Here is a 12,391-nt window from a genome sequence, read left to right on the forward strand (position 1 = left end):
TCCACACCGGGGTGGGGTGGGAGGCGGGGGTGACCTCAAAGGGCTGCTCGGTGATCACCTTGAGGTCCATGTGCTCGAGCATCGGCAGCACGTCGGAGAGCGGCACCGGCCGGCCCTCGTGGTAGATCTTGAAGTGCAGCTCGGCCGGTTCGGCCTCCAGCGGCCGGTACAGGTTGATCCCCAGCCGCCCGGTCCGCACCGCCGCCTCGATCCGCTCGATGTCGTGAACCGCTGCCTCCGCGGTGAACGCCTCGCGGTAGCTGGCGGCGAACGCCGTCTCGTAGGCCTGGCGCAGCTTGCCGCCGACCTCCTCGCCCCGCGCCTCGACCAGGGCGTCGCGCAGGCGGTCGCTCCAGGTGCGGGCGGCGTGGACGAGGCGGCTCTCCACCAGCGCCAGGTCGGCCTCCGGCAACCCGGCGGGGCCGGCCTTGACGATGACGTGGATGCGCGCCAGCGCGCTCTCGCCGAACTGCGTGGAGAAGGACGCGGTCTCACCGCCGAACGCCTCTTCCAGGATGCGCTGCAGGCGCCGGCGCAGGTCGCTGTCGTAGCGGTCGCGCGGCACGTAGACGAGGCAGGAGGCGAAGCGCCCGAACGGGTCGCGGCGCACGAACAGCGCGAGGCGCTGCCGCTCCTGCAGGTGCAGGATGCCGAGCGCGGTGTCGGTCAGTTCGTCCACGCCGGCCTGGAACAGCTCGTCGCGCGGGTAGGTCTCCAGGATGTTGAGCAGCGCCTTGCCGTTGTGGCCGGCGGGGTCGAAGCCGGCGCGCTCCAGCACGCCGGCGACCTTGCGGCGGACGAAGGGGATGTCGCGCGGACTGCGGTTGTAGGCGGCGGAGGTGAACAGGCCGACGAACAGCCGCTCGCCGGCGATCCGCCCTTGCGTGTCGAAGCGCTTGACCAGAATGACGTCCATCGGCACCGGGCGGTGCACGGTCGATGCGCGGTCGGCCTTGGCGACCAGCACGGCGCGCGGCGCCTGGACGAGCGCCCGGCCGTCGGCCCGCAGCGCGTCGAGCACCACCACCGACGGGTCGCGCAGGATGCCGAGGGCGCTGCCCTCGACCAGCCGCAGCGCCGGGCCGTCCGCCGTCTCCTCCAGGCGGTACTCGCGGCAGCCGAGGAAAGTGAAGTGGTCGGCCGCGACCCAGCCGAGGAAGTCGCCGCCTTCGGCCACCTCGTCGGCCGGCAGCGCGGCCGCCGCGATCCCCTCGGCCGCGGAACCGAGGCGCGACCGCATGGCCGCCCAGTCGCCAACCGCCGCCCGCACGTCGGCCAGCACGCGCGCGATGCCCGAGCGGATGGCCTCCAGCTCCTCCGGCGCGGTGCGGGGGTCGATCTCCACGTGCATGAAGGATTCGGCCAGTGCGTCGATGGGGCTCGCCGTCGGTTCGTAGAGGTCGGCCAGCCGGCCCTGCGCGTCGCGTGCCACCCGCACCACCGGGTGAATGACGAGGTGCACGGTGAGGCCGCGGCGGTTCAGCTCCGCCGTCACCGAGTCCACCAGGAAGGGCATGTCGTCGTTGACGATCTCGACGATGGTGCGGGTCGAGCGCCAGCCGTGCTCCTCCAGGCGCGGGTTGTAGACGCGCACCTGCGCCGCGCCCGGCGTGCGCTGCCGGCCCCACTGCCAGATCGCCAACGCCGCGCCGAATAGCTGGTCGGTGGGCGCCTGCGCCACGTCGTCGGGCGGGACGTCGGCGTAGAACTGGCGGACGAAGCGCTCCGTCACGTCCCCCTGGTCGCGGCCCAGCCGCGCGCGCACCAGTTCGGACAGCTGACCCGTGACATCCTCGACAAGCCCGTGAGCGACCGCACCCATGTGACGTTCTCTTCCCTTTTATGACGTTGGGCAATAACCGCCCGTCCCGCGCCGCGATGGCGCAAGTTGTCCGCCCGCTTCGCGGCGGTCCGGTCGGTGATGGCGTGCCCAAATGCTTAGCATCGCTGCGCCAACACATGAAATTTCTTATCGCCGACGGCCTATAAGGCGAGGTTATGGGCCAGCCAGCGGGGCCAGTCCGACGCCGGCGGTCACCAGCGCCCGCCGGATGGTGCGCGCCATGGCGACGGCGCTCGCCGTGTCGCCGTGCACGCAGACGGTGTCGGCGACGATCGGCAGCCGCTTGCCGCTGCGGCTCTCGACGACACCGTCCAGCACCATGCGCACGACGCGTTGCGCCGCGGCCTCGGCGTCGTGGATCACCGAGCCGGACACCGAGCGCGGGGTGAGCGTGCCGTCGTCCTCGTAGGTGCGGTCGGCGAACGCCTCGCGCGCGACGCGCAGCCCGGCCTCCTCGCCGGCCCGTTCCAGCGCGCTGAACGGCGGCACCACGAAGATGAGGGTGCGGTCCACCGCCTTGACCGCCGCGGCGATAGCGCCGGCTACCTCCGGCTCCACGGCGGCTACGTTGTACAGCGCGCCGTGCGCCTTGACGTGCCCGACCCGGTGCCCAGCCAGCGCCGCGCAGCCCATCAGCGCGCCGATCTGGTAGGCGACCATGCGCTCCAGCTCGCGCGGGGTGTCGCCGCGGATGGTGCGGCGCCCGAAGCCCCAGAGGTCGTTGAAGCCGGGGTGCGCGCCAATGCCGACCCCCTTCTCCAGCGCCAGCCGCGCCGTCTCCGTCATGATGACCGGATCGCCGGCGTGGAAGCCGCAGGCGACGTTGGCCGAGGTGACGACGTCCAGCATCCCTGCGTCGTCACCCATTTTCCATGGGCCGAAACCCTCGCCCATATCGCAGTTCAGGTCGATGGTGCGTGTCATGTTTCCCTCACGCTTGCCGCAGCGACAGCAGGAACTGGCCGACCTGCCCCTGCGTCGCGGTCAGGCGGCCTTTGACGGCGTCGATGGCCGCCAGCGAGCGGCCGGCGACCTCGCGGTTGGTGGTGGCGGCGTCGGCGGTGCGCGCGACGTTGCTCTGCAACGCCTGCACGCCCTTGGACGCCTCGTCAACGGCGCGGTTGATCTCGGCGGTCGAGGCGTTCTGTTCCTCCACCGCGGCGGCGATGGAGGCGCTGATCCGGCTGACCTCGGCGACGACGCGGGTGATGGCGGTGATCTCGCCGGCGGCGTCGTTGGTCGAGGTCTGGATGGTGCCGATCTGCGCCTCGATCTCCTCGGTGGCGCGCGCCGTCTGGGTGGCGAGCTGCTTGACCTCGTTGGCGACCACGGCGAAGCCCTTCCCCGCCTCCCCCGCCCGCGCCGCCTCGATGGTGGCGTTGAGCGCCAGCAGGTTGGTCTGGCTGGCGATCTGGGTGATCAGGGTAACCACGTCACCGATGCGCGCCGCCGCCTCGACCAGCCGCTCGATCCGGTGCACGGCCTGCGCGGCGCGGCGCGCCGCCTCGTCCGACACGGCGCGCGAGGTCTGCGCCTGGGTGGAAATCTCGTGGATCGAGGTGGCCAGCTCATTCACCGCGGCGGCGACGGTCTGCACGTTGCCGCTGACCGAGCCGGCCTCGCCCACCGCCTCGTCGCTCAGCTGCCCGGTGGATTCGGCGGTGTGCGCCATGCGGTCGACCGAGGCGATGATCTCCTCGACGCCGCTGCCGACCTGGCGCAGCGCCGACTGGACGTGCGTCTCGAAGTCCGCGGCGATGCGGCCGATGGCCTCGCGGCGGTCATCTTCCGCCGCCTGCCGCAGCCGGCCCTGCTCGGCCTCCAGCGTCCGCTTGTCCAGCGCGTTCTGCTTGAAGGTCTGCACCGCGGAGGCGATCCGGCCGATCTCGTCGCGCCGGCCGAGCGCCGGCACATCGACGGCGGTGTCGCCGCCGGCCAGTCGGGTCATGGTGCCGGTCAGTTGCACCAGCGGCCGGGTGACGCCGCGCACGATGAGGAACAGCACGCCGCACACCGCCAGCAGCGAGGCGAGGCCCGAGCCGGCGATCAGCGTGGCGCGGAGCATGGCCTGCGCGTGCGCGCGCTCGGCCGACAGCCTGATCTCGACGCGGCCGAGCACGGTGCGGCGGCTGCCCTCGGCGCGGACGATCTCCGCCGTCTCGACCAGCGTGCCCGGTTTCGCCTCCGCGCCGTGGCGGACGAACGGCTTGCCCTTGGCGTCGGTGACCGCGCTGCCGACATAGTCGGCGTCCCTGGCGAGCGCGGCGAGCTGCGCCGAGGCCGCCGCCTCGTCGATCTGCCACAGCGGCTCGGCCAACCCGCCGGCGATGATGCCGGTGACCAGCCGCGCCCGCTCGGCGATGGCGTCCTCGGCGTCGCGCAGCGTGGTCAGCACCACCACGGTGCTGCCGGCGACGACGAACAGCGCGATGAGCAGCGCGATGGGCGCCACCACCCGCGTGGCGATCCGGTCCCTGAGCCGTGTCCGCATGGAGCCTCCCTTGGGTCAGTCCGCGTCGCTGGCCACGACGCCGTCGATGAGGTTGAGGGCGAGCAGGCGCTCGCTGCCGTACAGGTCGAAGGCGGCGGCATGGCGCAGCAGCTGCGGCAGGCCGGCGATGAGGTCGCGGAAGCGCGCGTGGGCGCGGCGCGCCTCAGCCGGGCTGACCGCCTGGAAGCGCAGCGTGTCGCCGGGCCGCTTCTGCGCCAGGGCGGCGACGTCCGGGGTGATGACGCAGGCGATCTTCGGGTAGCCGCCGGTGGTCTGGCGGTCGGCCAGCATGACGATGGGCTGGCCGGTGCCCGGCACCTGGACCGCGCCCAGCGGGATGCCGTCCGAGGTGATGTTGAAGCCCTTCGCGTGCTCGACCGCCGGTCCTTGCAGGCGGCAGCCCATGCGGTCGGCCTCGAGGCTCACCGTGTAGGGGCCCGCCAGGAAGGTGGCGATCCCGGCCGGCGTGAAGTGGTCGTCCTGCGGGCCGAGCACGACGCGGAGCGTCTCGCCACGGAGAGGCAGATCCGCCGGATCGAGGACGAGGTCGGGCGCCGGAGCGGCGTCGGCGCGCAGCGGCAGCCGGTCGCCGGGCTTCAGGCGGTCGCCGTCCAGCCCGCCGAGGCGGCTGCGCACGTGGGTGGCGACGCTGCCGAGCGCCGGCACCAGCGCGAAGCCGCCGGCCACCGCCACGTAGCCGCGCATGCCCGAGCGCAGGGTGCCGACGCGCAGGGTCTGGCCCTCGGCCAGGGTGTGGCTCATCCAGGCCGCCGCCGGGGCATCGTCGATGACCAGCGGCGCGTCACCGGCCACAGCGATCCGGCAGGGTCCGCCCTCGGCGCGCAGCGTGTCGCCGGACAGCGTGAACTCGACGGCCGCTTCGGCCGGGCCGTTGCCGACCAGCGCGTTGGCGACCGCGTGCAGCAGCGGATCGGCGGCGCCGGCGACGGACACGCCGAAGCGCTGGTAGCCGACGCGCCCGGCGTCCTGGATGGTGGAGAGCGGCCCGGCCGCGATGACGGTGAGAACGCTCATGCCTCGCACTCCGGCAGGAGGTCGCTGCGCTCCGCCGCGTCGGCCAGCCGGACGTACGCGACGGCGTTGATGGCGGTGAAGCGGACGCGGTCGCCGGGGGCCAGCAGGAACGGCCGCTCGCGCTTCAGGTCGAAGATCTTCAGCGGCGTGCGGCCGAGCAGGTGCCAGCCGCTCGGCATCGCCAGCGGCGACACCGCCGCCTGGGCGCCGCCCTGCATCAGGCTGCCGGCCGGGGTCTTGAGCCGCGGGTTCTCCCGCCGCGGCAGGTGCAGCGCGTCGGACAGCCCGCCCAGGTAGGCGAAGCCCGGCGAGAAGCCCAGCATGTAGACGCGGTAGTCGGCGGCGCAGTGCAGCCGCACCACCTCCTCCGTCGTCAGGTCGGTGCGCCGGGCCACCTCGTCCAGGTCCTCGCCGTGCGCGCCGCCGAAGCACACCGGGATCACCCAACGCTGCGCCGCCGCGACGGCGCCCTCCCCCACCCCCTCGGCCAGCTCCAGCAGCACCGGAGCGAGGTCCTCGGGCGCGGTGACGGTGGGGTCGAAGGTCAGCAGCAGCGAGCGGTAGGTCGGCACCGTCTCGACGACGCCGGGCAGCCCGGCCTCGGCGATGCGGCGGTCGAGCCGGTGCACCGCGTCGTTGAGGCCGGGCTCGATGCCGTCACCCAGTTCGATCACCAGCCCGCAGTCGCCGGCGGGGAGCAGCCTGGGGGTCATGGCGTCAGCGCGCATATTTGTCGAGGATGGTCTGGAAGCTGCCGTCCGCCTTCATCGCCGCCAGCGCGGCGTCGAAGGCGGTGCGCAACGCCGTGGTGTCCTTCGCCCTGGTGAAGGCGATGTAGCTGGGGATGCTCTGCACCTCCGGTTGCAGCTCCTTCACCTGGTCGGCGACGCCCTGCTTCTTGAGAATATATTGCGCGACGTAGCGGTTGCTGGGCATCACGTCGAAGCGGCCCTGCACCAGCTTCTTCACGTTGTTGTCGGAATCGTTGCTCTTCTCCAGGTCCTGGAGGATTCCGGCCTTGATCGCGTCGTCCACCAGCGGGCCGTAACTGATCTGGTTGACCACGCCGACCTTGTACTTGGCGAGCTGGGCGAGGTCGCCGCCGAACGCCACGGGGGAGTCCTTGCGCACGAACAGCGACACCACCTGCGGCACCACCACCTCGGTGGAGTAGTTCAGGAACTGCTCGCGCTCCGGCGTCCTGTAGGCGGTGAAGAGGCCGTCCGCCTGCCCGTCGCGCGCCATGTCGAGCGCGCGGGCCCAGGGCATCACCTCGACCGTCGCCTGATGGCCGGCGCGCTTCAGCGCCTCGGTGACCACCTCGTAGGCGATGCCGGCGGGGGCGCCGTTCTCCTCGAAGATCAGCGGCGGGAAGTTGAGCGCGACGAGCTTGATGGCGTCCGCCGCCGCGACGTTGGGGCCGATGATGCCGGCGGCCAGGGCCGCCAGGACGAAGACGCCGCGCCGATCGAACCGCACTGGGTACCGCATGCCACTCTCCGTTGTCCGAGGGGTGATTTTGGTCGCAGAGCCCCGTCCGCCGCCGCGAGTGCGGCGGCGTCGGTGACCCTGATTGCGTGGAGGTCAGAGGACCGCGAGCTGCGTGTTCAGCAGGTCGGTGATCAGCATCGTGCCCGGGCTGTGGGTGATGGCGATGGGCGGCCGGGCGTTGCGGATCGCCACCTGCGGGGTCACGCCGCAGGCCCAGAACACCGGGACCTCGCCCGGCTCGACCGGCACCGCCTCGCCGAACTCGGGGTTGGCGATGTCACGGATGCCGATGGCGGCGGGGTCGCCGAAGTGCACCGGCGCGCCGTGCACCGAGGGGAAGCGCGAGGTGATCTGGATCGCCCGGATGGCGTCGCGCGGGGTCAGCGGCCGCATCGACACCACCAACTCGCCCTTGAAGCGGCCGGCCGGGACGCAGGGGATGCCGGTGCGGTACATCGGCACGTTGCGTCCCATGGCGATGTGGCGCACCGGCACCCGGTCGGCGAGCAGCGCCTCTTCAAAGGAGAAGGAGCAACCGATCAGGAAGCTGACGAAGTCGTCGCGCCACAGCGCGCGGACGTCGGTCGGCTCCTCGACGAACTCGCCGTCGCGGAAGACGCGGTAGAGCGGCACGTCGGTGCGGATGTCGATGTCCTTGCCCAGGGTGGGCAGCGCCGGGTCGCCGACCTCCGACACCGCCAGCAGCGGGCACGGCTTGGGGTTCGCCTGGCAGAAGCGCAGGAAGTCGCCGGCCCAGTCGGCCGGCAGGATGACGAGGTTGGCCTGCACGTGGCCGGGGGCGAGGCCGGCGGTCTGCCCGGCGTAGGCGCCGCTGCGGATCCGCTGGCGCTCGGCCAGGGCGGTGACGGAGTCGATCTGCATGGATGCGTGTTCCCTGTTACATGCCGAGATAGGCTTGGCGGACCATGTCGTTGCCCAGCAGGTCCTTGCCGGTGCCCTGCATGACGATGCGTCCGGTCTGGATGACGTAGCCGCGGTCGGCGATCTCCAGCGCGCGGTGGATGTTCTGCTCGACCAGCAGGATGGAGATGCCGCGCTCGCGGATCGCCTGGATGGTCTCGAAGATGCGGGTGACCAGCTTCGGCGCGACGCCCCACGACGGCTCGTCGAGCATCAGCAGGTCCGGCCGGCTCATCAGGCCGCGGCACATGGCGAGCATCTGCTGCTCGCCGCCCGAGAGCGTTCCGGCCTGCTGTTTGCGGCGTTCGCCCAGCACCGGGAAGGTGGTGTAGGCGAACTCCAGCATCTCCTGCCGGTGCACCGGATCGTCGGCGATGAAGGCGCCGAGCAGCAGGTTCTGCTCCACGGTCAGGCGGGCGAACAGCCGCCGCCCCTCGGGCACCAGCACGAGGCCGAGGCGGACCCGCTCGTGCGCCGGCATGCCGGCGAGCGCCTTGCCCTTGAGCTGGATCGTCCCGCCGTCGAGGACGTTCAGGCCGGCGATGGTGCGCAGCGTGGTGGACTTGCCGTTGCCGTTGCCGCCGACGATGGCGACGATCTCGCCCTTCGACAGGGTCAGGCTGACGTCGCGGATCGCCGGCACCCGGCGGTAGCTGGACTGGATGTTGCGGACGTCGAGCATCGCTCACTCCCCCAGGTAGGCGGCGATCACCGCCGGGTCTTCGGCGATCTGCTCCGGCGTGCCGTCGGCGATCTTGGCGCCGTAGTCCAGCACCAGGATGCGGTCGGCGATCGGCATGATGCCCTCCATGACGTGCTCGACGATGATGCTGGCGATGCCGCGCTCCTGGATGCGCACCACCAGTTGCGAGGCCTCGCGCACCTCGGTCTGGTTGAGCCCGGCCATCACCTCGTCGAGCAGGATCAGCTTGGGGTCGGTGGCGAGCGCCCTGGCCACCTCCAGCCGCTTCTGCTCGGACACCGTCATCTCGGAGGCGAGCGCCTCGGCGCGGTGGCCGAGGCCGACGAACTCCAGTTCCTCCAGGGCGCGGGAGCGGGCGTGCGCCACCCCCTTGTTGCGCAGCATGGCGCCGACCATCACGTTCTCCAGCGCCGTCATCGAGTGGAAGACGCGGACGATCTGGAAGGTGCGGGCGATGCCGAGGGCCGCGGCGCGCTCCGGCGTCGTGCCGGTGATGTCGCGCCCCTCGAAGGCGATGTGCCCGGCGGTCGGCTGGTGGAAGCCGGCGAGGCAGTTGAACAGCGTCGTCTTGCCGGCGCCGTTCGGGCCGATCAGCCCGACGATCTCGCCGTGGTGGACGGTGAAGCCGATGTCGCGGTTGGCGACCAGTCCCTGGAAGGCCTTGGAGAGGCCGTCCACGGCGAGCAGCGGAGCGGCGTTCATGCCCGCACCTCCGCCTTGGCGCGCAGGCTGGGGATGCGGCGGCGCAGCTCATGCAGCAGGCCCATGACGCCGGCCGGGCTGTAGACCGCGACCAGGATGATCATCAGCGCGTAGATGATCATGTCGGTGCCCGACCCAGTGCTGCCGAACAGCACGCGGCTGTACTCCTCGATGGTGATCAGGATGCCGGCGCCCAGCACCGGGCCCAGCAGGGTGCCGACACCGCCGAGGATGGCGATCAGCGCAATCTTGATCGACACGCCCGTCGCCAGGACGGAGCCGGGATCGATGAACATCTCCTTCTGGGCGTAGAAGCTGCCGCCCATGGCCGTGAAGAAGCTCGACACCGCGATGGCGACCAGCTTGTAGCGGGTCAGGCTGACGCCGAGCGCGCGGGCCGCCTCCGGCTCGTCCTTGATGGCGCGGAAATAATAGCCGATGTGGCTGCGCTCGATGGCCCAGGACGCCAGCACGGTGACCACCAGCAGGCCGAGGATGATGTAGTAATAGGGCAGCTTGGAGGTGCTGAAGACCATCGCCGCGACGCCGGTGTTGCCCATCGGCAGGGAGAGGCCGACCGCGCCCTCCAGCGTCTCGGAGTTGGTGACCAGCACCTGGACGATCTCGGCCACCGCGATGGTCGCCATGGCGAAGTAGTGGCCCTTCAGGCGGAAGCACGGCCAGCCCATGGCCACCGAGAAGGCGCTGGCCACCACGCCGCCGGCCAGCATGCCGAGCCAGGGCGACAGCCCCAGCTTCAGCGACAGCATGGTCGAGGTGTAGGCGCCGATGCCGTAGAACACCGCGTGGCCGAGCGACACCTGGCCGGCGTAGCCGCCGATGATGTTCCACGCCACGCCCAGCTGGGCGCCCATCAGGATGAGGATCAGGAAGTTCTGCCGGGCCGGGTCCTGGATGACCAGCGGCAGCAGCAGGGCGAAGCCGAGCAGCGCCAGCGCGCCAACGGTCTTCGGCAAGTGAATGGTGGTCATCAGGCTTTCCCCATCAGGCCCTTGGGCCGGACCAGCAGCACCAGCAGCAGCAGCGAGAGCACGATCGCCGTCTTGTACTCGGGGCCGACGACGAAGCCGCCCACCACCTCGATCACGCCGACGATGATGCCGGCCCAGAAGGCGCCGACGATGCTGCCGAAGCCGCCCAGCACGACCACCACGAAGGCGATCAGGATGAAGTTGGAGCCGACCTCCGGGAAGATCGGGAAGAAGGTGGCGATCAGCGCCCCGCCGATGCCGGCGCAGGCGGCGCCGATGCCCCAGGCCAGGGCGAACATGCTCTGGCCGTTGATGCCCATCAACGTCGCCGCCTCGCGGTCGATGGCGGTGGCCTCCAACGCGGTGCCGAGGCGGGTGCGGTGCAGGAAGTACCACAAGCCCGCCGTCACCCCCACCGCCCCAACCGCGGCGGTGAGCTGCGGCAGGCCGAACTGGATGGAGCCGAGCGTCACGTTGCCGCCGACCAGCGTGTGGGTGACCAGCCGGTGGTCCGGCTTCCAGAAGAACTGGGCCAGCCCGCGGAACAGGATCATCAGGCCGAAGGTCGCGAAGATCTGCGACAGCATCGGCGCGTTGATGATGCGCCGGATGATCACCTGGTAGACCAGCACGCCGACGCCGAACAGCAGCGCCGCCGTGACCGGCATGGAGAGGATCGGGTCGATCCCGAACAGCGCGAAGCCCCAGAAGCTGGCGTACATGCCCAGCATGAGGAACTCGCCGTGGGCGAAGTTCACGATGTCCATGACGCCGAAGATCAGCGTCAGCCCGACCGCCACCAAGGCGTAGATGAGCCCGATCAGCAGGCCCGAGACGAGGATTTGCAGGAACAGGTCGGCCGTCATCGCCGTGCCCCCCTTCGCTAGCGGGTTGCGGCGGCGCTCAGCGCTTGTCCCAGGCGGGCATCGGGAAGACCACCTCCTTGGTCGCCACGTCGAACGGCCACACGGTGACGTACTGCCCGCCCTGCACCTGCACGATGATGCCCTGGCCCAGCTCGTTCTGGCCCTGGGCGTCGAACTTCACGCCCTTCCACGGCAGGATGAGCTGCTCAGCCGAGAGGCTGGTCTCCTGCAGCGCCTTGCGGATGTCCTCGGGCTTGGTCGAGCCGGCGCGGTTGATGGCGTCGGCCAGCACGGCGACGCCGGTGAAGGCGCGCGCCGAGTTGCCGTTGAAGTTGACGCCCGAACGCTCCTTCATCATCTCGTTGACGCGCTTGATCAGCGGGTTGCGCTCCGCCTGGTCGAGCGCCCAGACCTCGCGGCTGAAGACGTACTCGCCGTCCTTGCCCAACGTCTTCAGGAACTCGCTGTCGTTGAAGCCGGCGTCGTTGGCCAGCAGCATCTGCGGCGAAAAGCCCAGCTCCTTGTAGGTCTTCATCGACAGGATGGCGTCGCCGAGATACGAGGACTGCATGACCACCGCCGGGTTGGCGGCCTTCAGGCGCTGCACCTCCGAGGTCATCTGCGTGGCCTTGGCCGGGTAGACGATCTTCTCGGCGACCTTGAACTTCTGCTCCTCGGCCAGCTTGACCTCAAGCTTGGTGGTCTCGTTGCCCCACAGCGTGTTCTCGTTGAACAGGCCGAGCGTGCGCAGCTGCACGCCCTTCTTCTTCTCCATGTCCTGCAGGAAGGCGAAGAAGTTGGTGACGAACAGGTCGTCGTGCGGCGTGGTGCGGAAGAACCACTTGAAGTTCCGCTGCGTCAGCGTCGCCGACGACGAATCGGCGTTGAGGAACGGCACGCCGTAGCGCTCGGCCACCTGGCTCGCCGTGGCGGTGACGTTGGAGAAGTAGGCGCCGACCAGCGCCACCACCTTCTCGCTGGTGATCAGCCGCTCGGCCTCGGTGGCGCCGACCTGCGGGTTGCCCTGGTGGTCGCCGAAGATCAGCTTGATCTTGGCGCCCTTGAGGTTCGGCATGCCGACGGCGGCGGCCAGCTTGTCGGGGGCCGGCAGCTCGCGGTTGGTGATCGCCGCGGCCAGCTCGGCGGCGGCCTTCAGCTCGACCCCGGTGGACGCGGCGGCGCCGGTCAGCGGGTAGATGACGCCGATGCGGATCTCGTCCTGCGCCCGCGCCGGGCCGCTCCACACCAAGCCCAAAGCGGCCACCGCCGCCGCGCCGACCACCGTCCCCCGAAGCCATGCCTTCATCGTGCTCTCCTCTGCTGCCGGCCGGGCGGCGCCCCCGTCGG

General features: G+C 70.8%; 11 protein-coding genes and 1 pseudogene. All 12 read right to left on the reverse strand.

The window, feature by feature from the left end:
* Positions 1-1,822, reverse strand: a pseudogene (locus TSO221_RS13450) (NAD-glutamate dehydrogenase domain-containing protein); the annotation flags it as partial.
* Positions 1,823-1,996: 174 nt separating this feature from the next.
* Entirely contained in the window at positions 1,997-2,767 is a 771-nt protein-coding gene (locus tag TSO221_RS13455; RefSeq protein WP_109119015.1) for a 5-oxoprolinase subunit PxpA, read from the reverse strand.
* 7 nt (positions 2,768-2,774) lie between these two features.
* A complete protein-coding gene (locus tag TSO221_RS36815; RefSeq protein ID WP_109119016.1) occupies positions 2,775-4,334 on the reverse strand; it encodes a methyl-accepting chemotaxis protein in 1,560 nt (519 codons plus the stop codon).
* 15 nt (positions 4,335-4,349) lie between these two features.
* Complete coding sequence (locus TSO221_RS13465; RefSeq protein ID WP_109119017.1) at positions 4,350-5,369, reverse strand: biotin-dependent carboxyltransferase family protein; 1,020 nt, start codon at positions 5,367-5,369, stop codon at positions 4,350-4,352.
* Complete coding sequence (gene pxpB, locus TSO221_RS13470) at positions 5,366-6,082, reverse strand: 5-oxoprolinase subunit PxpB (RefSeq protein ID WP_109119045.1); 717 nt, start codon at positions 6,080-6,082, stop codon at positions 5,366-5,368. Before pxpB ends, TSO221_RS13465 begins: the two co-directional genes overlap by 4 nt.
* A gap of 4 nt (positions 6,083-6,086) precedes the next feature.
* On the reverse strand, positions 6,087-6,860 hold the full coding sequence (locus tag TSO221_RS13475; RefSeq protein ID WP_109119018.1) for a transporter substrate-binding domain-containing protein: 774 nt from the start codon (positions 6,858-6,860) through the stop codon (positions 6,087-6,089).
* 93 nt (positions 6,861-6,953) lie between these two features.
* The gene (locus tag TSO221_RS13480; protein ID WP_109119019.1) at positions 6,954-7,742 is read right to left on the reverse strand and encodes a putative hydro-lyase; all 789 of its coding nucleotides are present in this window, start codon (positions 7,740-7,742) and stop codon (positions 6,954-6,956) included.
* Positions 7,743-7,758: 16 nt separating this feature from the next.
* Positions 7,759-8,463 (reverse strand): ABC transporter ATP-binding protein, encoded by a 705-nt coding sequence (locus TSO221_RS13485; protein ID WP_109119020.1) that lies wholly within the window; start codon positions 8,461-8,463, stop codon positions 7,759-7,761.
* A 3-nt stretch (positions 8,464-8,466) separates the two neighbouring features.
* Positions 8,467-9,186 carry an ABC transporter ATP-binding protein gene (locus TSO221_RS13490; RefSeq protein ID WP_109119021.1) on the reverse strand — a complete coding sequence of 240 codons (720 nt, stop codon included), beginning with the start codon at positions 9,184-9,186 and terminating at the stop codon, positions 8,467-8,469.
* A complete protein-coding gene (locus tag TSO221_RS13495) occupies positions 9,183-10,178 on the reverse strand; it encodes a branched-chain amino acid ABC transporter permease (protein WP_109119022.1) in 996 nt (331 codons plus the stop codon). Before TSO221_RS13495 ends, TSO221_RS13490 begins: the two co-directional genes overlap by 4 nt.
* Positions 10,178-11,044 carry a branched-chain amino acid ABC transporter permease gene (locus tag TSO221_RS13500; protein WP_109119023.1) on the reverse strand — a complete coding sequence of 289 codons (867 nt, stop codon included), beginning with the start codon at positions 11,042-11,044 and terminating at the stop codon, positions 10,178-10,180. Before TSO221_RS13500 ends, TSO221_RS13495 begins: the two co-directional genes overlap by 1 nt.
* A gap of 37 nt (positions 11,045-11,081) precedes the next feature.
* Positions 11,082-12,350 carry an ABC transporter substrate-binding protein gene (locus tag TSO221_RS13505; protein WP_109119024.1) on the reverse strand — a complete coding sequence of 423 codons (1,269 nt, stop codon included), beginning with the start codon at positions 12,348-12,350 and terminating at the stop codon, positions 11,082-11,084.
* Positions 12,351-12,391 lie beyond the last annotated feature (41 nt).

Source organism: Azospirillum sp. TSO22-1 (genome assembly GCF_003116015.1).
GTDB lineage: Bacteria > Pseudomonadota > Alphaproteobacteria > Azospirillales > Azospirillaceae > Azospirillum.